The sequence below is a fragment of the Nocardia sp. NPDC050697 genome, assembly GCF_040654395.1.
Taxonomy (GTDB): Bacteria; Actinomycetota; Actinomycetes; order Mycobacteriales; family Mycobacteriaceae; genus Nocardia.
This window is the reverse complement of sequence record NZ_JBFAHY010000004.1, coordinates 281,842-305,052: the sequence shown is the minus strand read 5'-3', so window position 1 is coordinate 305,052 and position 23,211 is coordinate 281,842. Positions and strand designations below refer to the sequence as shown.

Genomic DNA, 23,211 nt, shown 5'->3' with positions numbered 1-23,211 from the left:
TCGAACGGGGCGGCGATTCACAACTCCTCCTCGTCGGAGCGCTCGACCGGCGGCATCGAATCAGTATCCCGCTGCTCACGTACCTTTCGCTGCAAGCCGAAGGCACGGGCGAACGATTCGAAGACAGCGGGAATGTCGGCCTTCTCTGCGCGCACCAAGGCCACGATGGTCACCGTCATGATGGCGGTGATCGAGATCAGCAGCGGCCACAAGCCTGCGGTGAGCGCGGATGACACGACGGCCGGGACAGGGGACATGGGAACCTCCGGGCACAAAAAAGCCCCCGGCCGGGTGCCGAGGGCTTGAGACGGTTTGCTTCAGAACGACGAAAGCCTCAGCCGGGAGAGGCTGAGGCTTTGGGCATGAGACTGCCCGTGTGAGAGGAGATTAGCACCATCCACAGCGCTGCACCCAATCGCAGAAAGGCCCAAAGCGCCAGCTCAGGACGGCTGTGATCCGGGTCACGTGAATCGTAACGGCCTGTGGCGGTCGGACGGAATCCCAGTGCACCTGGGTTCTCCGGAGCACACTGGTGCCCCGCAGAACACGAACTTGTGCTGGCTGCGTAGTCGAGGAGCGTGTAACGAACGTCTCACCCCGGCCAGCTCGGCGACCTCTTCGCGCCGCAGCCCCGGCGTCCGCCGCTGCTGCCCGCGCGGCGGCAGCCCGGCCGCGCTCGGCGTGAGCCGCTCGCGCCGGGTGCGCAGGAAGGCCGCGAGTTCCCGTGTGGTGTCCACCGTGCTCGTCACCACCCCGATGGTACGGAGCGTAGGACCGGCTTTCCCAGGAAGAAGCCTCCCTGACCGGCCCGGCCCCGGCTCGGCAGACTCGATGGCGCAACGACATTCGACCGGCAAGGAGTTCGACATGACCGACGTGCGCGCCCTCGACGACTACCGGCTGCTCGGCCGCTCGGGGCTGCGGGTGTCACCGCTGTCGCTGGGAACCATGACCTTCGGCTCGGAGTGGGGCTGGGGCGCCGACGCCGCCGAAGCCCGCACGATCTTCGACACCTACCTCGACCGCGGCGGCAACTTCATCGACACCGCCAGCGCCTACACTGACGGCACCTCGGAGCGCTTCCTCGGCGAGTTCGCCGCCGACCGCCGGGACAGCCTGGTGATCGCCACCAAATACACGATGCTGCGCCGCCCCGGCGACCCCAATTCCGGCGGCAACCAGCGCAAGAGCATGGTCACCTCGGTGGAGGCGAGCCTGCGCAACCTGAACACCGACTACCTCGACCTGCTCTACCTGCACGCCTGGGACTACCGCACCCCGGTCGAGGAGATCCTGCGCGGCATGGACGACCTGGTCCGCTCCGGCAAGGTCCTCTACGTCGGCATCTCGGACGCGCCCGCCTGGCAGGTGTCGCGCATGCAGGCCATTGCCGACCTGCGCGGCTGGGCGCCGCTGATCGCCCTGCAGATCGAGTACAACCTGGTCGAGCGCACCGTGGAGCGGGAGCTGGTGCCCATGGCGCGCGAGCTCGGGCTCGGCGTCATCCCGTGGTCGCCGCTGGCCAGCGGCGTGCTGACCGGGAAGTACGGCCGCGCGGATCTGAATATCGAAACCTCGGCGGATGCGGCGGGCAGCAGGCGCAATGTCGCCGCCTCCGCGGGCTCGCTCACCGAGCGTGCCCTCGGCATCGCCGACGTGGTGCGGGAGATCGCCCGCGCGGCGGGGTACACCCCGGCCCAGGTGGCGCTGGCCTGGGTGCTGCGGCAGCCGGGGGTGACCTCGCCGATCGTCGGTGCCCGCACGCTCGACCAGCTCACCGACAATCTGGGCGCGCTCGAGGTGGAGTTCTCCGCCGAGCAGCTGGACCGGCTGGAGCGAGCCAGCGCCATCGAGCTCGGCTTCCCGCACGACTTCCTGCGTCGGCCGGTGACGCGGTCGGTGACATTCGGCGACCTGAAGGTCGAGGAGCGGCTGCCTGTCGGCTGACGGCAGACTCGATCGCTCAGGTACCGCCGTGCAGGTCGCAGATGCGGCCGAGCGCCTGCTCCAAGGCGTAGCCGGAGTCGGCGGCGCCACCCTTGACATCGGCGTTCAGAGTGGCGACCACCCGCATGGCAGTGCCGATCTTCTCCGGGCTCCACCCCCTGGCCTGCGCCTTGGCCTTCTTCACCTTCCAGGGCGGCATACCGAGCTGCTGCGCGAGCTGCATCGGATCACCGCGCCCGGCCGAGCCCACCCTGGCGATGGTGTGCACCGAGTCGGCGAGCGCGTCGGCCAGGAGGACGTGCGGAACGCCGCGGTCGTCGGCCCAGCGCAGCGCCTCCATGGCCGCGGCTCGATTGCCGACCACGGCGAGCTCGGCCACATCGAAGCCGCTGACCTCGGCGCGGCCGGAGTAGTAGCGGCGCACCGCGGCCACGTTCACGGTGCCGCCGGTGTCGGCGGCGAGCTGGGAGCAGGCGGCGGCCAGCTCGCGCAGGTCGGAGCCGACGGCGTCGAGCAGCTCCTGCACCACGTCACCGCCCGCCTTCACCCCCGCCGCGCGGAACTCGCCCCGGACGAAATCGACCCGCTCGGCCTGCTTGGTGAGCTTGGCGCAGTAGTGCACCCTGGCCCCGCCCTTCTGCAGGGTGGTGGCGAGCGCCTTGGCCCGGCCGCCGCCGGAGTGCAGGATCACGAGCACCACGCCCGCGGGCGGGTCGGCGGCGGCCTCGCCGATGAGCGTGACGGCTTCCTTGCCCGCGTCGGCGGCGGATTCCAGGATGATCAGCCGGTCCTCGGCGAACAGGGAGGGGCTCAGCAGCTCCGCGAGTTCGGCGGTCGTCGCCTCGCCGGCCCGCCGGCGCTCCACCGGCACCGCGTCCGGGTCCGGTGCGGTGGACCTGACCTCGGCGGTGACCGTCGCCACCGCGCGCTCGATCAACAACTCCTCGTCGCCGAGCACCAGATGCACCGCTGCCGCCTGCTCGCTCACGCGGTCGATCCTACGGTTCGGCGGTGACACCGATTTCCGGCGGCGGACGACGGTGCTCCGGTCGGCGGAGCCGCGGTGGTTCACGCCGGGGCCGCTCGGTTGTGGTGCGGTCCGGGCATCGCGTCGGCGCGCCGCAGGGCGGCTGTTCGCCCAGCGATCACAGTCTCCGTTCTGACCGGACCGGCGAGACCGGCGGTGGGGGGCGGCTCGGCCGTGCGGGAAGCGCCGCTCCGGCGCGGCTTCTTCTACGCACCGCACGGACGTGGAGCCCGAGGCAGGTGCCGAGAAGCGCTGCTGCTGAGAGAGTTCCGGTGAGGGGGCCGCCGGGGACGGTCACGGTCGCGCCGGGTAGGCGGGCGGTGTGTTCGGCGACTTCGAGGAGCCACCAGAGGGGGACGGCGGCGGGCCTGAGCAGGAGTTCGGCGGGGAGAGCCCAGGCCCAGGCAATGGTGGCGGCGAGCGCGCCGAGCACGGTGATGACGGCGATCACCGGTGCCACGAGCACGTTGGCGAGGACCGCCACCAGGCTCAGCTTGCCGGTGACGGCTACGACCAGGGGTGCGGTGACGGCGAAGGCGGCGGCCGAGACCGCTGTGATCTCGGCGGGGGCTCGCCGCCAGCCGCGGGCGCGGAGTGTTGCGGCCCAGCCGGGCGCGATGAGGATCAGGGCGGCGGTGGCCAGGACGGAGAGGGCGAAGCCGATGCTCACCGCCAGTGCGGGCCAGATCGCCAGTAGGGCGATCACCGCACCGCACAGCGCGGGTAGTGCTTGCCTACGGCGGCCGGTCAGCAGGGCAAGCACCGTCACCGATCCCATGGCGGCCGCGCGGAGGACGCTCGGGTCGGGGCGGGCGATCACCACGAAGAGCAGGAGTGCCAGGGCCGCGGCGCCGGCGCAGGCCGTGGGCGGGACGGTCAGGGCTCGGCAGAGGGCGAGGACGGCGGTGAGGACGATGGTGACATTGGCGCCGCTCACTACGCACAGGTGTTGCAGGCCGGCGGTAGCGAAATCCTCCCGGACGTCGTCGGTGAGCCCGGAGGTGTCGCCGAGAACCAGTGCGGGAAGTACGCCGGCGGCATCGCGGCCGAGTACCCGCCGGGCCGCTTCGGTGAGGGATTCGCGCACCGGCATTGCCGCACGTTGCCACCAGGGTGGCTGTTCCAGCACGACGGGCGGGGCGTTCGCCCGGAGGACCGCGACGGTGAGATCGCTCGTCTGTGGTCGTATCGGTCTGGCCTGGAAGCGGAGCAGGCCGCCCGGCGTTATGCCGCCCCACTCGGCGCCGCCGGCCAGGATGGTGACGGTGCCACCGGCGCGAACACGTTTCCCGGCGTGCCGGTACTCGACCAGATCGGCGCGCACCACCCAGCGGGGTCGATCGCCGAAGGATCTGCCGCGGACCGGTTTCGGGTCGTCTTTCGGTACGGCGTAGACCTGCACCGATGCGCGGTCCGGCAGGGTGCGCAGCGGGTGGGCGGAGACGCGCTGTTCCCGCCAGGCGGCGGCGGTGGCGAAGCCGGTGCCGAGCAGCAGGGCGGCGACCATGCCCCACACCAGGACTCGTCGTGGCTCTGAGCGCCGTACTCCGCTGCGCAGCAACCAGATCCAGAGCGCGCAGGCGGTGCCGACGAGGAGTGCCGCGAGGACGAGGCCGGCTATCCAGCCCGCGGTGATCGCGATGATCGTCGCGGCCCAGCAGAGCAGGGCCGCCGGGACGAGGCGGGCGTCGAGTGCTCGGGGCTCGGGGGTGGGTGGCTCCTCCGGGCGGACGATGGGCCAGTAGCCGGAGAGGGTGGTCACCGGGTCACCGGGCGGGCGCTGGCCGCTCACAGCGTCACCAGTTCGCGGAGCCGGGCCAGGCGGGCCGGGCCGATGCCCTCGACATCGGCGAGCTGCTCGATATCGCTGAACCGGCCATTGCTGGTTCGCCAGGTCACGATGGCGCGGGCGGTGACCGGGCCGACGCCGGGGAGTGCGTCGAGTTCCGCCTCGGTCGCGGAGTTCAGATCGACCTTTCCCTTCGCGCCGGGCGCGGTGCCTGGGCCGGCCGCGCTGCCGGTGCTCGCGGTGCCGCTGGCGCGGGGCGGGGCGGCGGGGTCCGCGGCGCCGACCAGGATCTGATCGCCGTCGGCGACCTTCTGGGCGAGGTTGAGGCCCTGGAGGTCGGCGCCGGGAAGTGCGCCGCCCGCGGCGTCGAGGGCGTCGGCGATCCTGGCGCCGGGTGCGAGGCGCAGGAGACCGCCTCGATGCACCAACCCGACGACGCTCACCACCAGTTCGCCCTGGCTCTCGTGGGCGGGAGCGATATCGCTGCGCGCGGGTTCCGGGCCCGGTGCCGCGGCCATGCGGACCGCCGGGACCGGCGCCGCCTGGCTGGTCACCGGATGGTCGCGCCAGATGGCGTAGCCGGTGATCACTACGGCCACCAGGCCGACCAGGGCGAGTGCTGCCGCGGCGCGGCGGGTGACAGCGACTCGTGCGGCGGGGAAGAGGCGTTCGTACCAGCGCGGTGGGGCTGGCTGGCCGTGCAGCCAGTCGGGTTCGCCGATCGTCTCGGGGTGCCGGGGCTCGCCCCAACGCTGTTCCTTGGCTTCGTCGTCCTCGGGTTCGGTGGGCCACCGCTCGGTATTCCGCCAGCGGTGGAGCTGTCGCCTGGCATCGAGTTGCTCGGCCTTGGCGGCCCAGCGGGGGTCGGTGACGGCGGGCCGCTCCCGTTCGGGGGCTCCCATCGGGAGTGGGACCCGGAGGGGATCGTCGGTGGGCGCGTCGGGGGTGAGGACGTTCAGGCGTCTGCGGATCCGGTCGTGCTCCTCGTGGCGGGACATGGGGGCGACGCTAGGCCGGGGCGCGGCCTTCTCGCCGGTGTCGACCTGGGCTTTCAACCGCCCTGTGGATAGCCGCGAAGCTGGGGACAGTTCATTGAAGAGATCCTCGCCCGGCAGGTTTGCTAGAAGTATGCTGAACCGGTGGTGGCGAACCCGGCACCGATGCTGGCCGTCTCCGGACAACCGCCGGACGACGCCGCGCGCTGGGCCGTGGAGATGAAGTGGGACGGGGTCCGCGCCATCGTCCGGATCGAGGCGGGTACGTGCCGGTTCACCAGCCGGAATGCCCGGGATATCTCGGGCTCCTACCCCGAGCTCGGGGCGGCGCTCCGTGCGCTGGCACCGGACTTTCCGCTGGTGATCGACGGGGAGATCGTGGCGCCGGAGCCGGGTACCGGGGCGCCCTCGTTCGGGCGGTTGCAGCATCGGATGCACGTGGTCGCGCCGACGGCGGCGCTGCTCGCGGCCTACCCGGTCGAGTTCATTGTGTTCGACGTGCTCGAGGTCGACGGGGAATCGCTGTTGAACAGGCCGTATACCGAGCGCAGGGAGACTCTGGCCGCGCTCGAGCTGGCCGGGGAGCTGGTGCCGGTGCCGCCCTTCTGGACGGGGGTGCGGCCGGCGGCGCTGCTCGAGGTGGCGGCGCAGCATCACCTCGAGGGGATCGTGTGCAAGCGGCTCGACTCGGCGTATCTGCCGGGGCGGCGGTCGACCTCCTGGATCAAGACGCCGCTGCGGCGCAGTACCGAGGCGATAGTCGCCGGGTGGTTGCCGGGCAGTGGGAGATTCAGCGGGACATTCGGTTCCCTGGTGTTGGCGGCGCACGACGGCACTGGGCGGCTGGTGCATATCGGGAATGTCGGAACCGGGTTCACGGCGGCGGTGCGGCGGGCGCTGCAGGGGCGGCTGGACGATCTGGCGCGGGCGTCGGCACCGCTCGATCGGGTGCCGGTGCCGTCGGCGGTGCCGGGGGTGCACTGGGTCGATCCGGTGCTGGTGGGGGATGTCGAGTTCCGGGAGGCGAGTTCGTCCGGATTGCGGCATCCGAGCTGGCGGGGGTTGCGGGTGGACAAGGTCGCGGACGAGGTGCGGGTTCCGTTCTGATCCGGGCCGGGGTGGATAGGGTCGGAGGTGTGCCGGAGTTGATCGCGCCCACCGCTGAGCTGCATACCGCCTGGTCGGAGGCGCATCGGGAGTGGGGGCCCGGGGCGCACGAGGACGGGTTCGGGTTGCGGGCGGACGACGAGGTCGAGTCGGCGGCGGGGTTCGCGGAGTGGGTGCGGCGGTTGGAGGCGGAGTCCGCGCTGTGCGCGTATCGGTGGATCGTCGAGGACGGGCGGGTGCTCGGGGGGATCGCGCTGCGGCACGGGACGGATGCGGCGGTGCTGCGGACGGGGCACATCGGGTACGGGGTGCGGCCGTCGGCGCGGCGGGGCGGGGTGGCGAGCTGGGCGCTCACACGCATGCTCGAGGTCGCGCGGGAGCGCGGGATGGGGCAGGTGCTGCTGCTGTGCGCGGACGGGAATGTCGCGTCGGCGCGGACCATCGAGAAGGTGGGTGGGGTGCTCGAGTCGGTCCGGGTCACCGAGCTCGGGGCTGCGCGCCGGTACTGGGTGACGCTCGAGTAGCGCGGTAATCGCCGAACGCGCGGGTGCGTTGCCGGCGCTCCCGGTCGAAGCGCTCCCGGGCGCGGTGGCGAAGAAGGCGGGCGGCCGCCTTGCTGCGGCATTAGGACGAGCTACCAGCCCAGGTGGGGCGCGGAAGAAGCTACCGCCCTCAGTGGAGAGACGTGCTGCCGCCTCGGTGCGACGAAGCGGGGGGCTACCGCGGTTGCCAACGCAACAGGCGAGCTATCAGCCCTGCTGCGGCGGAGCGGCGGGCGCCGCAGGCGCAGGCTGCCAAGCTTGCTGCGGCGCGCCCTGCTGCCCGGGCACGGGCTGCTGCCACCCCTGCTGGGGTGCCGCCGCCTGCTGCCAGCCCTGCTGCGCAGGCACCGGTTGCTGCCAGTTCTGCGGCGCGCCCTGCTGCTGCCAGTTCTGCGGCGCGACCGGCTGCTGCCACCCCTGGGGCGCAGCAGGCTGCTGCCACCCCTGCGGCGCGGCAAGCTGCTGCGAACCCTGCGGCGCGGCAAGCTGCTGCGAACCCTGGGGCGCCACCGCCTGAACCCCGGGGGGCACGGTGTGAATCAACCCCCCGGGCCCCACCGGCTGATTCGCCTGCGCGACCAGACCGGGCACATCCCCCGCCGGCACCGGCGACTGCACCCCGCACACGGGGCACTCCAGATAGCTCCGGCTGCTGATCGGGAAGAGCGGGACGAAGAACAGCGTGAACTTCGTGACCAGCTTCCGCAGCCCGTGCGGCCCGGTATTACGGCAGGCGCCGCAGAACGCCGCGAGAACGGCCAGCGTCAGTACCTGGCGTTGCCAGCCCCAGATGAGCACGTAATTTCTCCCCACCGATAGTCGAACGAGCGCAGCCTACGTGGCGCCGTTGACCGCCGACCGGAGAGGCTGGAGATGTCCGGATCAGGGCTTTCACCGAACAGGACGAATCAGACCGGGCCCACCGACCGGACCGTGTTGTCCGGGCTCGCTAGAGTGGGCGGATGACATCACCCGGGCGGGTCAACAGGGGCCCGCGCGCCGCCGCGGACAATCGTGCCGCGCTCATCGCCGCGGCCCGGAAAGTCTTCGCCAGCAGTGGGTTCGACGCGCCGCTCAGCTCGATCGCGCGCACCGCGGGGGTCGGGCAGGGGGTGCTGTACCGGCACTTCCCGAGCCGCGACGCCATCGCGCTCGCGGTCTTCGACGAGAACATCGCGGAGGTGGAGGCGCTGGCGGCGGATCCGGGGACCCGGGTCGACACGGTGCTCAAGGTGATCGTCGAGCAGATCACCGCCTCGGCGGCGTTCGTGGCCATGCTGCGGCCGACCGGGAGCGAGCCGCGGTTGTTGGCGGTGGCGGAGCGGTTCACGGCGCTGATCGCCAAGAAGCTCACGGATCCGGCGCAGCGGGGGGATCTCGACCCGGCGCTGGATGCCGCCGATGTCGTGCTCGCCGTGGCCATGCTGGCGAATGTGCTCTCCGAGTCGGATCCGTCGGCCAGGGGGGAGACCGCGCAGCGGGCGTGGCGCCTGCTGCGCACCGGGCTCACCCCCCGCTGAGGGGCCGGCAGCCGCCGGGCAGGACGACGATCCCCACCGCGCCGACCCCGAGATGCACGGCGAGGGCTGGCCCGAACTCGGCGTGCACCAGCTCGGTGACGTCCGGCAGCTGCTCGCGCAGCTGCGCCACGACGGTCGCGGCGCCTTCGGCCGCGCCCAGGTGCTGCACGCCGACCGCTGCGGGCTCGCCGGCTGCCGCCTCGACGGCGGCGGCCACCAGCCGGCTGTACGCCTTCGACCTGGTCCGCACCTTCTCCCGCAGCTCCAACCGCCCCTCGACGATCTGCAGCAGCGGCTTGGTGACGAGCTCGCTCCCGAAGAACGAGGCCGCGGTGCTGAGCCTGCCGCCCTTGCGCAGCTGCTCGGTGCGGTTCACCAGGATGAAGGTGCGGGCCCGGCGCGCGGCGGCGACGGCCCCCTCGTACACCGCGTCCGCCCCCTCCCCCGCGGCGGCGCGGCGGGCGGCGGCCAGCACCGGCAGCCCGGTGGCCAGCCCGGCGCCGAGCGAGTCGACCAGCCGGATGTGCTCCGAGCCCAGCTCGGCAATGGCCTGCCTGCCCGCCTCCCAGGTGGCGGAGAGCTGCTGGGAGAGGTGCACGGCGACCACCCCCGCGCCGTCGCTGCGCTCCAGCGCGCGCTCGTAGACGGCGCGCAGCTCGCCGGGCGAGGCGGCGGAGGTGCTGACGTCGTCCGAGCCGTAATCGACGTCGATCGGGTCGATGCCCTCGCGAATGGTGCGATCACCGGCGAGGACGTGCAGCGGGACGACGACGATCTCGAGTTCGGCGACGAGGCCGGGAGGCAGGGAGGCGGACGAATCGGTGACGACCACGACGGCCACGGTCTACCGGCCCTCCCGCACGCTCTCCGCGGCCAGCCCGGGGTGCGCCGCCAGCACCTTCAGCATGGACTCCGCGACCGCGGCGTGCCCGGCCCAGCCCCAATGGATGCCGTCCGGGTTGCCCGCGCCGGAGAACACGTTCTCGCGCACCGCCGCCCCGAGGTCGACCAGCGGGACGCCGCTGCGCCCCGACCACTCGGTGAGCGCGCGGACCATGGGCTCGCGGCCGGTGTGCACCTTGCCGTACGCCGCGCAGACGTGCACCGAGGGCAGCACGCCGATCATGGGCAGCTCGGGGCGCAGCCCGGCCAGCGCCTCCCTGGACTGCTCCAGGTAGTCGACGCTCACCCGGGGCGGCAGCGCGACCGGCCTGCCCAGCTTGGACAGGTGCGGCTGGGCCGCGTTGTAGGCGTCGCGCACCCGGCGGCGCAGCGCGGGCGGGCGGACGTAGCGGATGAGTTCGCGCAGCGCGGTCGGCAGCGGCGAGGGCAGCGAGTCCATGCCCCCGGTCGCGAAGATCACGGCGCCCGCGTGCGGGACCGAGGCCCAGACCCGGGGGTCGCCGATCAGCGCCCAGTAGGCATCGCGGCAGGTCCAGCCGATCCGGCCGACCAGCTCGACATCCCAGCCCAGTTCGGCCGCAACCAGATTCGGCCAGATCCGCGGATGGTCGGCGGAGAGCCCGCCGCGCGGCCCGAAGTAGGCCAGCGAGTCCGCGATCACGAGCAGCGTCGGCTTCCGCTCAGAGGACATCCGGCGCCACCTTCGCCGCCGCGTTCCACACGTCCAGCCGCCACCCGGGCCGCTCGAAGCTCGGGCCGTGCGCGCTGAGCTGCACCCAGCTGGTATTGGCCAGCCCGCCCAGGATCGGCCAGTTCTGCGGCGGCAGGTCGAGCAGCGCCGCGGTGAGCGCGGCGATCAGCCCGCCGTGCGCGACCAGGAAGATGGTCCGGCCGGGCCAGTCGGCGCGCTCCCGGTACAGCTCGTGCACCAGCGGCAGCGCGCGGGCGCCGACCTGGAGCTTGCTCTCGCCACCGGGCGGGGTGTAGGTGGCGTCCATCCGCCAGGCCACCCTGGCGCCCGGGTAGTCGCGGTCGACGTCGATGTGGGTGAGCCCCTCCCAGATGCCGAGGCTGGTCTCGCGCAGCCGCTGGTCGAGCACGACCGGCAGCCCGGTGCTGTCGCCGAGCGCCTGCGCGGTGTCACGGGCGCGGCGCAGGTCGGAGGAGTGGATGGCGATGGCATTGCGCGAATGGAGTTCGCGCGCGGCCTCTTTCGCCTGGCCCCGGCCGAGCTCGGTGAGGTCGGTGTCGATCTGGCCCTGCATCCGGTCGGCCGCGTTCCACTCGGTCTGGCCGTGCCGCAGCAGGATCAGCGTGCGGACGCCGGCGTTCTTGCTCACTCGGCGGCCCCGTCACCCGCCGCGGCGGGGCGGCCGTCGGCGCCGACGCCGGGCACGGGGACGGTGGGGCAGTCTTTCCAGAGCCGCTCCAGGCCGTAGTAGTTGCGTTCGTCGTTGTGCTGGATGTGCACCACGATGTCGACGTAGTCGAGCAGTGCCCAGCGGCCCTCGCGGGTGCCCTCGCGGCGCACCGGCTTGTGCCCGGCGTCCCGCAGCTTCTCCTCGATATTGTCGACGATGGCATTGACCTGCCGCTCGTTCGGCGCCGAGGCGATCACGAAGCAGTCCGTGATCACCAGCTGCTCGGAGACGTCGAGCACCACCACATCGGAGGCCAGCTTCTCGTCCGCCGCGACCGCGGCGACCCGCGCCATCTGCACCGATTCGTCCGATGCGCTCATTCGCTACCTTCCGGTCCATTCGGCACGTACAGGTGCCGCTTCGATATGTACTGCACGACGCCGTCGGGCACGAGATACCAGACCGGGCGGTTCTCCGCGGCCCGGCGCCTGCACTCGCTCGACGAGATGGCGAGCGCGGGCACCTCGATCATGGTCACCGCGTCGGCGGGCATATCCCGCAGATACTCCGCCAGGTGATCGGCATTGAGCTCGTAGCCGGGACGGCTCACCCCGACGAACTTCGCCAGCTCGAACAGTTCGGCCCAATCCTGCCACGTGAGGATATTGGCCAGCGCGTCCGCACCGGTGATGAAGTACAGGTCGGCGTCCGGGAAGCGGTCGCGCATCTCACGCAGGGTGTCGACGGTGTAGGTGACCTTGCCGCGATCGATGTCGGCCCGGCTCACCGAGAAGCGCGGGTTGGAGGCGGTCGCGATGACGGTCATGAGGTACCGGTCCTCGGCCGCGCTGACCTTCTTGTCCGCCTTCTGCCACGGCTGCCCGGTCGGGACGAAGACCACTTCGTCCAGGTCGAACCGGTTGGCGACCTCACTCGCCGCGACGAGGTGCCCGTGGTGGATGGGGTCGAAGGTGCCGCCCATCACCCCCAGCCGCCGAGCCGGCCGTCCTGTTTCCCGCATGGCTGCCGAGCTTAACCGGTCACACCGGGAGCAGCCGGGACACGACCTCGGTCAGCTGACGGGCGGACCGGCACTCGTGCATCTCGATGATCTCGGCGTACTTGCGCGCCGCCGAATCGCCGGAGCCCCAGTGCGTGGTCGCCTCCGGGTTCAGCCAGTGCGCGTGCTTGGCCGTCCCCACCAGCGCGCCCAGCGTGGCCAGTCGGGGGTCGCGGTAGTTGGTGCGGGCGTCGCCGAGGATGAGCAGCGAGCTGCGGCTGGTGACGGCCTCGGGGAAGCGGTCGGCGAAGCCGTTCAGCGCGGCGCCGTAGTCGGAGTGGCCGTCCAGCCCGACCACATCGGCCTCGGCGAAGATCCTGGTCAGCGACTCGTCCAGCTGGGTGTGCGGGTCGAAGAACCGGGTGACCTCGTCCACCTGGTCCACGAAGGCGAAGATCCGGACCCGGGAGAACTGCTCGCGCAGCGCGCTCACCAGCAGCAGCGTGAAGTTGCTGAACCCGGCCACCGAACCGGAGACGTCGCAGAGCAGCACCAGGTCGGGGCGGCCTGGCTTGGGCTTGCGGTTCATCAGGTCGATCGGCACGCCGCCGGTGGACATGGACCTGCGCAGCGTGCGCCGCAGGTCGATCTCGCCGCGCTTGGCGTGCCTGCGCCGGGCGGCCAGCCTGCTGGCCAGGATGCGGGCCAGCCGCTGCGTGCTGCGGCGCAGCTCGGCCAGTTCGCGCTCCGAGGCGCGCAGGAAGTCGACGTCCTCGGCCTGCCTGGCGACGCCGTAGCTCGCGACCCGCTCGCGGCCGATCCGCTCCGCGACCCGGCGCCTGGTCTCCGCCTCGACGCCCGCCCGGAAGCCCTCGATCCGCTGCCTGGCCTGCCTGCGCGCCACCTCGGTGTCGAAGTCGCTGGCATCCGCGGGCAGCCCGAGCCCGGCCAGGATCTTCGCCAGCAGCGTCTGCGGCTGGACGTCGCGCAGCGCCTGGTAGGCGGAGAACGACGGCCCGCGCGCGGACTGGTACTGCCCCATCTGCTCGACCAGCTGCCCGATGAGCTGCTCCAGCTGCGGCCCGGGATTCTCCTGGGCGAGCAGCTCGGCGAGCATGGCGCGGAGCTCGGGGATGTCCACCCGGCCGTCCGGGGTGCGCGGGATCTCGATGTCGTCGGCCCAGTTGCCGCGCTCGCCGAGCGCGACCGGGAACCACAGGTCGAAGAGGCCGTCGAAGGTGGAGCGGTGCGTGGTGCGGCGGAGCAGGGCGCAGGCCAGCCCCTCGCGCAGCACCTCGCGGTCCATCAGGTCGAGGACGGTGAGCACCCGGCCCGCGTCCACGGTCTCCGACGGACCGACCGGGATGCCCCTGGTGCGCAGCGCCTCCACGAAGCCGACGAGGTGCCCGGGAATGCCGTGCGGCGCGTGCAGGGTGGGCTGCTCGGCCACGGTCAGGCCAGCTTCAGCTCGTTCAGCGCCCGCTCGTGGTCGCTGCGGTGCTTGAGTACCACGCCGAGGGTGGAGCGCACCACATTGTCGTCCAGGTCGGTCATGCCGAGCGCGAGCAGGGTGCGGCCCCAGTCGATGGACTCGGCCACCGAGGGCAGCTTCTTGAGCTGCATGCCGCGCAGCACGTGCACGATCCGCACCAGCTGTGCCGCGACCGCGGGGGCCAGCTCGGGCACCCGGCTGGCCAGGATGCGGCGCTCCAGCTCCTCGTCCGGGAAGTCCAGGTGCAGGTAGAGGCAGCGCCGCTTCAGCGCCTCGGAGAGCTCGCGGGTGGCGTTCGAGGTGAGCACCACGAACGGCCTGCGGGCGGCGGTGATGGTGCCCAGCTCCGGCACGGTGACCGCGAAATCGCTGAGCACCTCCAGCAGCAGCCCCTCGATCTCGACGTCGGCCTTGTCGGTCTCGTCGATCAGCAGCACGGTCGGCTCGGTGCGCCGGATGGCGGTGAGCAGCGGCCGGGAGAGCAGGAACTCCTCGGTGAAGACGTCGGCTTTGGTCTCCGCCCAGTCGTTCTCGCTCGACGCCTGGATGCGCAGGATCTGCTTGGCGTGGTTCCACTCGTAGAGCGCCCGCGCCTCGTCCACGCCCTCGTAGCACTGCAGCCGGACCAGCTCGGCACCGCTGGTCTGCGCCACGGCGCGGGCCAGCTCGGTCTTGCCGACCCCGGCGGGGCCCTCGACCAGCAGCGGCTTGCCCAGCCGGTCGGCGAGGAAGACCGAGGTGGCGGTGCCCTTGTCGGCAAGGTAGCCGGTCTCCGCGAGGCGATCGATCACGTCCTCGACCGAGCCGAACACGGGTTCCTGTACGTCGGTGCTGGTCACCGTGGCGTCCTTTCCGTTCTGGGTCAGACCGGCCGGATCTGGCCGTCGCCCCAGACGATCCACTTGGTGGAGGTGAGCTCCGGCAGCGCCATCGGGCCGCGGGCGTGCAGCTTCTGGGTGGAGATGCCGATCTCCGCGCCGAAGCCGAACTGCTCGCCGTCGGTGAAGGCGGTGGAGGCATTCACCATGACGGCGGCGGCGTCCACCCGGGCGCTGAAGGCGCGGGCGGCGGCCAGGTCGGCGGTCACGATGGCCTCCGTGTGCCCGGTGCCCCAGGTATTGATGTGCTCGACCGCGGCGTCCAGGTCGTCGACGACCTTGAGCGCGATATCCAGGGTCAGGTACTCCTCGCCCCAGTCGGCATCGGTGGCGGGCACCAGCCCGGGCAGGTCGCCGTGGATGATGACGCCCGCGGTGCGCAGCGCCTCGGTGAGCCGGGGCACGGCGGTCTCCGCGACGGCGGCGTCGATCAGCACCGTCTCGGCGGCATTGCACACGCTCGGCCTGCGGGTCTTGGCATTGAGCAGGATGGCCTCGGCCATCGCCAGGTCGGCGGCGGCGTGCACGTAGACGTGGCAGTTGCCGGTGCCGGTCTCGATGGTCGGCACGGTGGCGTCGCGGACGACGGCCGAGATGAGCCCGGCGCCGCCGCGCGGGATCACCACGTCGACCAGGCCGCGGGCCTGGATCAGGTGGGTGACGCTGGAGCGGTCGGCGCTGGGCAGCAGCTGCACCGCGTCGGCTGGGATACTCAGCGCGGTAAGGGCTTCGCGCAGCACCTCGACCAGCGCGGCGTTCGAGTGCGCGGCCGAGGAGGAGCCGCGCAGCAGCGCCGCGTTGCCGGACTTCAGCGCCAGCCCGAAGGCGTCGACGGTGACATTGGGGCGGGCCTCGTAGACCATGCCGACCACGCCGAGCGGCACCCGCAGCTGCCGGATCTCCAGGCCGTTCGGCAGCGTCGAGCCGCGCACCACCTCGCCCACCGGATCGGCGAGCCCGGCCACCTGGCGCAGCCCGGATGCGATGCCGTCGATCCTCGACTTGGTGAGCCGGAGCCGGTCGAGCAGCGAATCGGCGGTCCCGGCCGACTGGGCGGCCAGCAGATCCTCGGCATTGGCGGCGAGCACGGTGTCGGCGGCGGCGAGCAGCGCGTCGGCCGCGGCGTGCAGCGCCTCGTTCTTCTGCGCCGTGGTGAGCTGCGCCAGCGTGCGCGAGGCGACCCGGGCCCGGCGCGCGGCTTCGTGCACCGCCGCGCGGACGCCGGACTCCTGCTCGGTCGTTCCTGCCGTCATGGGGTACAGCCTACCCAGCGGTATCCCGCGCGCGGACGGCGCTGTCCGGGCTACTGTCCGGCCGGTGAGTGCCGAACCCCTGCCCGCCGCGGTCGTCGTGCTCGGCAGCGTGAACATGGACCTGGTCGCCACCGCGGGGCGGCGGCCCGCGCCCGGGGAGACCGTGCTCGGCACCGGGTTCGCCGCGGTGCCCGGCGGGAAGGGCGCCAACCAGGCGGTGGCGGCCCGGCGGAGCGGCGCCGAGGTGCGGTTCCTCGGGGCGGTCGGGGACGACGTGTTCGCGCCGGAGCTGCGGGCATCGCTGGTCCGCGCGGGCATCGGGGTGCGCGGGTTGCGCGAGGTGGGAGGGGCGAGCGGGACCGCGACCATCGTGGTGGACGGGGACGGGGAGAACTCGATCGTGGTGGTGCCTGCGGCCAATCACGCCTTCAGCGAACTGGCTCCGGCCGATCTGGCGGCGATCGCGGGAGCCGATATCCTGCTGTGCCAGTTGGAGATTCCGGTTCCGGTGGTCGCGGCGGGGTTCGCGCACGCGCGGGCGAACGGGACCGTGACGGTGTTGAATCCGTCACCCGTGCAGCGGCTTCCGAGCGAGCTGTGGGCGCTGGTCGATATCGCGGTGGTGAACCGGGGTGAGGCGGAGGCGATCGGGGACGTGCTGGATCAGGTGCCGCACCGGGTGACCACACTCGGCGCCGGGGGCGCGCGGTACGACGGGCCGGACGGGTGCTTCACCGTCCCGGCGATTCCGGTGCGCGCGGTCGACACCACCGGCGCGGGCGACGCCTTCACCGGCGCGCTCGCCGCCCGCTGGGCACACGGGCCCGAGGAGGCGCTGCGCTGGGCCTGCGCCGCGGGTGCGCTCGCCACCACCGCGCTCGGCGCCACCACCGCCGTCCCCGACGCCCGGACCATCGCGGAAGTGCTCGCCGAGACGGACGCGCGGCCGCGCTGAGCGGTCGGTCACGCATCCCCGACAGCGCGGCGTCGCCGCCAGGGGCGGCGAAAACCCCTCGCGCCGCGCGCGGTCGTATCCCTACCGTTGACGTACCCGAACGGAAGGAAAGGCCGATGTTTCCCGTCGAGCTGCACGGCACCCGTGCGCAGACGCTCATGTGGGCCGACGAGCACGAGATCGAGCACTCCGCCCTGCGGCAGCTGCGCACCCTCGCCGCGCTCGAATGGGTGCACGGCGTCCGCGTGATGCCGGACGTGCACCTCGGCAAGGGCGCCACCGTCGGCTCGGTCATCGCCATGCGGGACGCGGTCGCGCCCGCCGCGGTCGGGGTTGACATCGGCTGCGGCATGGAGAGCGTCCGCACCGACCTCACCGCCGCCGACCTGCCGGACGACCTGAAGGCGCTGCGCTCCCGGATCGAGGCGGCGGTGCCGGTCGGCTTCCACGCGCACGATTCCCGGGTGAACGTCGCCGCGCTCGGCGCCGAGGTGTCGCAGCTCGGCGCGAGCACCGCGACGCTGCGCACCGGCTGGGACCGATTCTGGCACGGCTTCGACGAGCTGGACCGGAAGGTCCGGCCGCGGGAGTCCAAGGCGCAGAAGCAGATGGGCACGCTCGGCGGCGGCAACCACTTCATCGAGCTCTGCCTGGACCAGGCGGACACGGTGTGGGTGCTGCTGCACTCCGGCAGCCGGAATATCGGCAAGGAGATCGCCGAGCGGCACATGGCGGTGGCGCGCGGGCTGCCGCACAATGCCGACCTGCCCGACCGCGACCTCGCGGTCTTCCTGGCGGGCACCGACGAGATGGCCGCCTACCGGCGCGACCTGACCTGGGCGCAGGAGTACGCGGCCAGGAACCGGGCCGTCATGCTCGCCCTGGTCTGCCGGGCGGTGCGGGACGAGTTCGCGGGCCGCCCGGTGCGGTTCGAGCAGCCCATCTCCTGCCACCACAACTACGTGGCGGAGGAGGAGATCGACGGCGTCCCCATGCTGGTCACCCGGAAGGGCGCGGTGCGCGCGGGCGCCGGCGACCTGGCGCTGATCCCCGGCTCCATGGGCACCCGCTCCTACGTGGTGCGCGGGAAGGGCAACCCGGCCTCCTACAACTCCGCGTCGCACGGCGCGGGGCGGCGGATGAGCCGGAACGCGGCCAAGAAGCAGTTCACGGTCGCGGACCTGGTCGCGCAGACCGAGGGGGTGGAGTCGCGCAAGGACGCGGGCGTGGTCGACGAGATCCCGGCCGCGTACAAGGACATCGACGAGGTGATCGCGGCGCAGTCCGACCTGGTCGACGTGGTCGCGACGCTGCGCCAGGTGCTCTGCGTCAAGGGGTAGTGAGACCGGTCGGTGCCGTCCCGCGGGCGTCGCGGGAGCGCGGTGTCGGTGCGGTGCGGCACGATGGGCCGCATGAGCCCCGACACCGGCACCGGGCCGGACCTCGCGACCGGATCGGCCCTGCGCGACGAGGCCGAGGAGCTGCTCCGCGAACTGGCGGGGCCGGAGGCGCGGCTGCGCGAAGACCAGTGGGTCGCCATCGAGGCCCTGGTCGTGCAGCGCAGGCGCGCCCTGGTGGTGCAGCGCACCGGCTGGGGCAAGTCGGCGGTCTACTTCATCTCGGCCAAGCTGCTGCGCCGGGCCGGGCGCGGCCCGACGGTGATCGTCTCGCCGCTGCTCGCGCTCATGCGCAACCAGGTGGCCGCGGCCGAGCGCGCGGGGGTGGTGGCCGCGACCATCAACTCCGGCAATGTCACCGAGTGGGACGCCATCCACGAGCAGGTCGCCGCGGGCACCGTCGACGTCCTGCTGGTCAGCCCGGAGCGGCTGAACAACCCCGACTTCCGCGACCAGGTGCTGCCCCGGCTCGCCGCCGACGCGGGGCTGGTCGTGATCGACGAGGCGCACTGCGTCTCGGACTGGGGCCACGACTTCCGGCCCGACTACCGGCGCATCCGCACCCTGGTCGCCGATCTGGGCGCCGATATCCCGGTGCTCGCCACCACCGCGACCGCCAACGACCGGGTGGTCACCGACGTCGCCGCGCAGATCGGCAGCGGCGGCCGGATCGACGCCGACACCCTGGTGCTGCGCGGCACCCTGGACCGGGAGTCGCTGCACCTGGCGGTGGTCCGGATCGAGGACGCGGTGGAGCGCACCGCCTGGCTCGGCGAGCAGCTGCACCGGCTACCCGGCTCCGGCATCGTCTACGCGCTCACCGTCGCCGCCGCGCACGATGTCGCGGATGTGCTGCGCGCCGCCGGGCACGAGGTCGCCGCCTACACCGGCCAGACCGACCCCACCGAGCGCGAGCACCTGGAGCAGGCGCTGCTGCGCAACGAGGTGAAGGCGCTGATCGCCACCTCCGCGCTCGGCATGGGGTTCGACAAACCGGACCTCGGCTTCGTGGTGCACCTCGGCGCGCCCTCCTCGCCGATCGCCTACTACCAGCAGGTCGGGCGGGCGGGGCGGGGTACCGAGCGGGCCGAGGTGATCCTGCTGCCCGGCCCGGAGGACGCCAGGATCTGGAGCTGGTTCGCCTCGGTCGCCTTCCCGCGCGAATCGGTGGTGCGCGCGGTGCTGGACGCGCTCGACCCGGAGCGCCCGCTCTCCACCGCGGCGCTGGAGCCGCGGGTCGAGCTGAACCGCTCCCGGCTGGAGATGGTGCTCAAGGTGCTCGATGTGGACGGCGCGGTGCGCCGGGTGCGCGGCGGCTGGCTCGGCACCGGGCAGCCCTGGCACTACGACGCCGAGCGCTACGAGCGGCTGGACCGCGCGCGCCGGGCCGAGCAGCAGGCCATGCTCGACTACCAGGCGACCACCGGCTGCCGCATGGTCTTCCTGCGCGGCCAGCTCGACGACCCCGGGCTCACGCTCGGCGAGACCTGCGGCCGCTGCGACAACTGCACCGGTGCCAGGCGAGACCCGACGCCCGGCGCCGAGACCGTCGCCGCCACCAGGGCGCGGATCGCCCGCCCCGGCATCGACCTCGCCCCGCGCAAGCAGTGGCCGACCGGCATGAAGACGCTCGGCATCCCGCTCTCCGGCAAGATCGGCGCCGGCGCCGAGCCGGGCCGGGTGCTCGGCCGCCTCAGCGACCTGGGCTGGGGCCGCAGGCTGCGCGCGCTGCTGGACGCCCCCGACGGCCCGGTGCCGGACGACATCGTGACCGCCTGCGTCGCGGTGCTCAAGGAGTGGGACTGGGCGGAGCGGCCGGTCGCGGTGCTCGCCCTCGACGACGACCGGAACCACGAGCTCACCCGCACCCTCGCCGCCCGGCTGGCCGAGGTGGGCAGGCTGCGCGACCTCGGGGTGCTGCACAAGCGGCCGGACCACCCGCCGGTCTCCGCCGCCAACTCCGCGCACCGGGTGGCCGGGCTGTACGGCTCGTGGGACGTGCCCGACCTGCACGACATCGGTGGGCCGGTGCTGCTGGTGAACGCGCAGAGCGAGTCCGGCTGGACCTTCACCGTCGCCGCCTGCGCCCTCCGCGCCGCGGGCGCCCCCGCGGTCCTGCCGTTCGCGCTCGCAACGCCGACATGAGCGGGGTCGCGCCGCCGCACGCGGGAAGCCGCCCGCGCAGCGTGACCGCGGACGGGAGCAGCGCGGCCCACAGCGGCGCCTTCCGCTCCCCGCGACACCGGCTCGCGTGCCGCGCACCGCGGCAACCCTGCCACTAGGGTCGATAAGGTGCCCGGCAAATCGTCCCCCGCGCTCGAGCTCGACGTGGGTGAGCGCGCGGTCCGCGTCAGCAACCCCGACCGGGTGTACTTCCCCGAGCTCGGGCTCACCAAGCTCGACCTGGTGCAGTACTACCTGAGCGTCGGCCCCGGCATCGTGAACGCGCTGCGCGAGCGGCCGTGCATGCTGCACCGCTTCCCCAAGGGGCTGGCCGGGGCGAAGGTGCACCAGAAGCGGCTGCCCGCGGGCGCCCCGGACTGGGTGCCGACGGTCCGGGTCTACTTCCCGCGCTACGGCAGGCACGCCGACGAGCTGTGCGTGCGCGAGCTGGCCGACGTGATCTGGGCGGTGCAGATGTCCACCGTCGAGTTCCACCCCTGGAACTCGCGCGCCACCGACACCGAGCGCCCCGACGAGTGGCGCATCGACCTCGACCCCATGCCGGACTGCCCGTGGTCCCGGGTGCGGCGGGTGGCCGGCGTGGTGCACGAGGTGCTCGACGAGTTCGGCGCGGTGGGCTGGCCGAAGACCAGCGGCGGCAAGGGGCTGCACGTCTACGTGCGGATCGCGCCGGAGCACGGCTTCCCCGAGGTGCGCAGGGCCGCGCTGGCCTTCGCCGAGGAGGTGCGGCGCCGCGCCCCCGACGACGTGACGACCACCTGGTGGCGCAAGGACCGCGACCCGGCGCAGCTCTTCGTCGACTACAACCAGAACGCGCGGGACCACACCATCGCCGCCGCCTACTCGGTGCGCGGCGTGCCGGAGGCCACCGTCTCCACCCCGGTGCGCTGGGACGAGATCCCCGATATCGACCCCAGGGACTTCACGGTGCGCACCGTGCCCGCGCGCTTCGCCGAGCTCGGCGATCTGCACGCCGGCATCGACGACGCCGTGTTCCGGATCGACCCGCTGCTGGAGCGGGCCGATCGCGACGGCGTCGAACCCGTCGAGCTGGACAGCGAGAGCGAGGAGTAGAGCGTGACGATTCCGGTCGCCGTGGCCCCGGAGGTCCCCGGCGAACTGCGCCGGGCGATCGAGGCGGGCGGCGCTGAGCTCGCCGAGCTCGATACGGCGCGCGCCCTGGTCTGGGTGACCAAGGCCGACGGCTTTCCGGAGCAGCTGCCCGCCGGGATCGAGTGGGTGCAGCTGCCCGCCGCCGGGATCGAGGACTTCGTCGCGGCCGGGGTGCTGGAGCGCAACCCCGGCGTCCGCTTCACCTCCGCGGCGGGCGCCTTCTCCGCGACCGTGGCCGAGCACGCGCTGGCGCTGCTGCTCGCCGGGGTCCGCTACCTGCCCGAGCACCTGCGCGCCACCACCTGGCGGCAGCGCGACTTCCTGCCGCACGTCGGCACGCTGCGCGGCAGCACCGTCGCCGTGGTCGGGGCGGGCGGAATCGGCCGGGCGCTGATTCCGTCGCTGCTCGCGCTCGGCGCCGCGGTGATCGCGGTGAACCGTTCCGGCCGCCCGGTGACCGGGCCCGGCATCCCGGAGGGGATCACCACGGTGCCCGCCGACCGGCTGGACACGGTGTGGCCGGTGGCCGACCACGTCGTCGTCGCGGCGCCCGCCACGCCCGCCACCGCGCACCTGGTCGGCTCGGCGGAACTGGCGCTGCTGCGGCCGAACTCGTGGGTGATCAATGTCGCCAGGGGCAGCCTGATCGATACCGAGGCGCTGGTGGCGGCGCTGCGTGCGGGCACCATCGGCGGCGCCGGGCTGGACGTCACCGACCCGGAGCCGCTCCCGGACGGGCACCCGCTCTGGACCCTGCCGAACGTGATCATCACCCCGCACGACTCGAATCCGCCGCGGGTGCGGGTGGCCGCCTTCGCGGCGCACGTGCGGGAGAACGTGCGCCGCTTCGCGGCCGGGGACGAGCTGCTCGCCCCGATCGATCCGGGCGCCGGGTACTGATCGATCGAGTCCGGGAGCGGGGCGCGGGCTTTCGCAGCGTCGCGCGGCGCGGTTAGGCTCGGGCGGTCTCGGCGGGCGGGCGCGGTGAGGATGTGGTTCTGCATGGGTTGGAGCTTCACCCCGGACGAGTTCGCGCACGTGTGGCGGGAGACCGACAGCGACCGGGTGCCCTATCCGCTCCGCATCCTGGAGAGCCCGCGCACCGAGGACGCCGCCGAGAAGCTGCGCGCCGAGCTCTCCGCCCGGCTGCCGCACCGCGCCGACCCCGACCTCACCGCCTGCCTGCGGCTGCTCTCCGCGCCGCACACCCGGATCGTGGTGATCGGCGGCGGGCAGCGCCCCGGCGCCGAGATCCGGCTGCTGGCCTGCGCGGTCTTCGACCACGCGGTACTGGTGGCGCAGGAGCCGGGCCGGAAGCCGGAATTCGGTGGCACGGTGCGGCTCTCGATCGGCCACACCAACCGGCTCGGCGCCCGGATCGCGCAGGCGCTGCCCCCCGCGCGGGCGGGCAGGCTACCCGCGCGCGCCGCCACGGTGGACGCGGTGCGGGACGAGGAGGCGCACGCCCTGCCGCCCGCCGCCCGGCTCATCCGCCGGGTGCTGCTGCAGCCGCACACCGCCGAGGGGCACATCCGGATCGAGGCCAGGCTGGACCGCCCGGCCCCGCCGCCCGCGCTGCACTACACCTGGATCGATGTCGAGGGCGACGGGCGCTACCTGATCAAGTCCGGTGACACCGTGCACCTGGTGCCCGCGGGCACCGAGCAGCTCGCCGCGCAACTGCAGAAACGGATTCCGGCCTGAGCTTCGGTGTCGGGGATCGGCGTCTCGGGATAGGCTGAACGCGT

At 72.9% G+C, this 23,211-nt stretch carries 23 protein-coding genes and 1 pseudogene; 10 read left to right on the top strand and 14 right to left on the bottom strand.

The genetic code is table 11. From position 1 onward, the window contains the following. Positions 1–17 precede the first annotated feature (17 nt). Positions 18–257 carry a hypothetical protein gene (locus tag AB0H71_RS16980; protein WP_357021159.1) on the bottom strand — a complete coding sequence of 80 codons (240 nt, stop codon included), beginning with the start codon at positions 255–257 and terminating at the stop codon, positions 18–20. A 336-nt stretch (positions 258–593) separates the two neighbouring features. Continuing rightward, a pseudogene (locus AB0H71_RS16975) lies at positions 594–752 on the bottom strand (transcriptional regulator); the annotation flags it as partial. Positions 753–867: 115 nt separating this feature from the next. Between AB0H71_RS16975 and AB0H71_RS16970 the strand changes: the two are divergent. Continuing rightward, positions 868–1,947, top strand: coding sequence for an aldo/keto reductase (locus AB0H71_RS16970; RefSeq protein WP_357021156.1), 1,080 nt, complete (start codon positions 868–870; stop codon positions 1,945–1,947). Between the two features lie 16 nt (positions 1,948–1,963). Here the strand turns inward: AB0H71_RS16970 and holA are convergent, their stop codons facing one another. The 3 genes from holA to AB0H71_RS16955 all read right to left on the bottom strand — a co-directional run bounded on the left by holA (position 1,964) and on the right by AB0H71_RS16955 (position 5,761). Next, the gene (gene holA / locus AB0H71_RS16965) at positions 1,964–2,935 is read right to left on the bottom strand and encodes a DNA polymerase III subunit delta (protein ID WP_357021154.1); all 972 of its coding nucleotides are present in this window, start codon (positions 2,933–2,935) and stop codon (positions 1,964–1,966) included. A 157-nt stretch (positions 2,936–3,092) separates the two neighbouring features. Further along, positions 3,093–4,766: a ComEC/Rec2 family competence protein gene (locus AB0H71_RS16960; RefSeq protein WP_357021151.1), complete on the bottom strand. Its 1,674-nt coding sequence runs from the start codon at positions 4,764–4,766 to the stop codon at positions 3,093–3,095. Further along, positions 4,763–5,761: a ComEA family DNA-binding protein gene (locus AB0H71_RS16955; protein WP_357021148.1), complete on the bottom strand. Its 999-nt coding sequence runs from the start codon at positions 5,759–5,761 to the stop codon at positions 4,763–4,765. The genes AB0H71_RS16960 and AB0H71_RS16955 overlap by 4 nt, the downstream gene beginning before the upstream one ends. Before the next feature lie 141 nt (positions 5,762–5,902). Between AB0H71_RS16955 and ligD (AB0H71_RS16950) the strand changes: the two genes are divergently transcribed. Continuing rightward, positions 5,903–6,865 carry a non-homologous end-joining DNA ligase gene (gene ligD, locus AB0H71_RS16950; RefSeq protein ID WP_357021145.1) on the top strand — a complete coding sequence of 321 codons (963 nt, stop codon included), beginning with the start codon at positions 5,903–5,905 and terminating at the stop codon, positions 6,863–6,865. 29 nt (positions 6,866–6,894) lie between these two features. After that, positions 6,895–7,389, top strand: coding sequence for a GNAT family N-acetyltransferase (locus AB0H71_RS16945; RefSeq protein WP_357021142.1), 495 nt, complete (start codon positions 6,895–6,897; stop codon positions 7,387–7,389). Between the two features lie 225 nt (positions 7,390–7,614). On the opposite strand, the gene AB0H71_RS16940 is transcribed toward AB0H71_RS16945, so the two are convergent. Then, the gene (locus AB0H71_RS16940; RefSeq protein WP_357021139.1) at positions 7,615–8,220 is read right to left on the bottom strand and encodes a hypothetical protein; all 606 of its coding nucleotides are present in this window, start codon (positions 8,218–8,220) and stop codon (positions 7,615–7,617) included. Between the two features lie 149 nt (positions 8,221–8,369). Here AB0H71_RS16940 and AB0H71_RS16935 point away from each other — a divergent pair, with 149 nt between their 5' ends. Then, complete coding sequence (locus tag AB0H71_RS16935) at positions 8,370–8,927, top strand: helix-turn-helix domain-containing protein (RefSeq protein ID WP_357021136.1); 558 nt, start codon at positions 8,370–8,372, stop codon at positions 8,925–8,927. On the opposite strand, the gene AB0H71_RS16930 is transcribed toward AB0H71_RS16935, so the two are convergent. Genes AB0H71_RS16930 through AB0H71_RS16895 form a run of 8 tightly spaced genes read right to left on the bottom strand, consistent with a single transcriptional unit; the run spans position 8,914 to position 15,814 of the window. Continuing rightward, positions 8,914–9,768 carry a DegV family protein gene (locus AB0H71_RS16930; protein ID WP_357021134.1) on the bottom strand — a complete coding sequence of 285 codons (855 nt, stop codon included), beginning with the start codon at positions 9,766–9,768 and terminating at the stop codon, positions 8,914–8,916. The two genes, AB0H71_RS16935 and AB0H71_RS16930, sit on opposite strands and share 14 nt — an antisense overlap. Positions 9,769–9,771: 3 nt before the next feature. Further along, the gene (octT, locus tag AB0H71_RS16925; RefSeq protein WP_357021131.1) at positions 9,772–10,521 is read right to left on the bottom strand and encodes a diglucosylglycerate octanoyltransferase; all 750 of its coding nucleotides are present in this window, start codon (positions 10,519–10,521) and stop codon (positions 9,772–9,774) included. Continuing rightward, a complete protein-coding gene (locus AB0H71_RS16920; protein WP_357021128.1) occupies positions 10,511–11,170 on the bottom strand; it encodes a histidine phosphatase family protein in 660 nt (219 codons plus the stop codon). The genes octT and AB0H71_RS16920 overlap by 11 nt, the downstream gene beginning before the upstream one ends. Further along, positions 11,167–11,571 carry a ribosome silencing factor gene (gene rsfS / locus AB0H71_RS16915; RefSeq protein WP_357021126.1) on the bottom strand — a complete coding sequence of 135 codons (405 nt, stop codon included), beginning with the start codon at positions 11,569–11,571 and terminating at the stop codon, positions 11,167–11,169. The genes AB0H71_RS16920 and rsfS overlap by 4 nt, the downstream gene beginning before the upstream one ends. Continuing rightward, positions 11,568–12,212, bottom strand: a complete 645-nt coding sequence (nadD, locus tag AB0H71_RS16910) for a nicotinate-nucleotide adenylyltransferase (protein WP_357021123.1) — start codon at positions 12,210–12,212, stop codon at positions 11,568–11,570. The genes rsfS and nadD overlap by 4 nt, the downstream gene beginning before the upstream one ends. Positions 12,213–12,231: 19 nt before the next feature. Continuing rightward, on the bottom strand, positions 12,232–13,641 hold the full coding sequence (locus tag AB0H71_RS16905; protein WP_357021120.1) for a VWA domain-containing protein: 1,410 nt from the start codon (positions 13,639–13,641) through the stop codon (positions 12,232–12,234). 2 nt (positions 13,642–13,643) lie between these two features. Beyond that, on the bottom strand, positions 13,644–14,522 hold the full coding sequence (locus AB0H71_RS16900) for a MoxR family ATPase (protein ID WP_357021118.1): 879 nt from the start codon (positions 14,520–14,522) through the stop codon (positions 13,644–13,646). 23 nt (positions 14,523–14,545) lie between these two features. Further along, a complete protein-coding gene (locus AB0H71_RS16895; RefSeq protein WP_357021115.1) occupies positions 14,546–15,814 on the bottom strand; it encodes a glutamate-5-semialdehyde dehydrogenase in 1,269 nt (422 codons plus the stop codon). Between the two features lie 64 nt (positions 15,815–15,878). Between AB0H71_RS16895 and AB0H71_RS16890 the strand changes: the two genes are divergently transcribed. From AB0H71_RS16890 to AB0H71_RS16865, 6 genes are all read left to right on the top strand, one after another. After that, the gene (locus AB0H71_RS16890) at positions 15,879–16,769 is read left to right on the top strand and encodes a ribokinase (RefSeq protein WP_357021112.1); all 891 of its coding nucleotides are present in this window, start codon (positions 15,879–15,881) and stop codon (positions 16,767–16,769) included. Between the two features lie 116 nt (positions 16,770–16,885). Further along, on the top strand, positions 16,886–18,109 hold the full coding sequence (locus AB0H71_RS16885) for an RtcB family protein (protein WP_357021109.1): 1,224 nt from the start codon (positions 16,886–16,888) through the stop codon (positions 18,107–18,109). Positions 18,110–18,181: 72 nt separating this feature from the next. Next, positions 18,182–20,311, top strand: coding sequence for a DEAD/DEAH box helicase (locus AB0H71_RS16880; RefSeq protein ID WP_357021106.1), 2,130 nt, complete (start codon positions 18,182–18,184; stop codon positions 20,309–20,311). Positions 20,312–20,458: 147 nt separating this feature from the next. Next, the gene (ligD, locus tag AB0H71_RS16875; protein ID WP_357021103.1) at positions 20,459–21,424 is read left to right on the top strand and encodes a non-homologous end-joining DNA ligase; all 966 of its coding nucleotides are present in this window, start codon (positions 20,459–20,461) and stop codon (positions 21,422–21,424) included. Positions 21,425–21,427: 3 nt separating this feature from the next. Next, entirely contained in the window at positions 21,428–22,363 is a 936-nt protein-coding gene (locus AB0H71_RS16870) for a D-isomer specific 2-hydroxyacid dehydrogenase family protein (RefSeq protein WP_357021100.1), read from the top strand. Positions 22,364–22,465: 102 nt separating this feature from the next. Beyond that, positions 22,466–23,167, top strand: a complete 702-nt coding sequence (locus AB0H71_RS16865) for an ESX secretion-associated protein EspG (protein WP_357021097.1) — start codon at positions 22,466–22,468, stop codon at positions 23,165–23,167. Positions 23,168–23,211: the final 44 nt, after the last annotated feature.

Coding starts and splice junctions, on each gene's coding strand:
- AB0H71_RS16980 (WP_357021159.1), bottom strand. CDS start 257: ATGTCCCCTGTCCCGGCCGTCGTGTCATCCGCGCTCACCGCAGGCTTG.
- AB0H71_RS16970 (WP_357021156.1), top strand. CDS start 868: ATGACCGACGTGCGCGCCCTCGACGACTACCGGCTGCTCGGCCGCTCG.
- AB0H71_RS16955 (WP_357021148.1), bottom strand. CDS start 5,761: ATGTCCCGCCACGAGGAGCACGACCGGATCCGCAGACGCCTGAACGTC.
- AB0H71_RS16935 (WP_357021136.1), top strand. CDS start 8,370: ATGACATCACCCGGGCGGGTCAACAGGGGCCCGCGCGCCGCCGCGGAC.
- octT (WP_357021131.1), bottom strand. CDS start 10,521: ATGTCCTCTGAGCGGAAGCCGACGCTGCTCGTGATCGCGGACTCGCTG.
- rsfS (WP_357021126.1), bottom strand. CDS start 11,571: ATGAGCGCATCGGACGAATCGGTGCAGATGGCGCGGGTCGCCGCGGTC.
- nadD (WP_357021123.1), bottom strand. CDS start 12,212: ATGCGGGAAACAGGACGGCCGGCTCGGCGGCTGGGGGTGATGGGCGGC.
- AB0H71_RS16895 (WP_357021115.1), bottom strand. CDS start 15,814: ATGACGGCAGGAACGACCGAGCAGGAGTCCGGCGTCCGCGCGGCGGTG.
- AB0H71_RS16885 (WP_357021109.1), top strand. CDS start 16,886: ATGTTTCCCGTCGAGCTGCACGGCACCCGTGCGCAGACGCTCATGTGG.
- AB0H71_RS16880 (WP_357021106.1), top strand. CDS start 18,182: ATGAGCCCCGACACCGGCACCGGGCCGGACCTCGCGACCGGATCGGCC.
- AB0H71_RS16865 (WP_357021097.1), top strand. CDS start 22,466: ATGGGTTGGAGCTTCACCCCGGACGAGTTCGCGCACGTGTGGCGGGAG.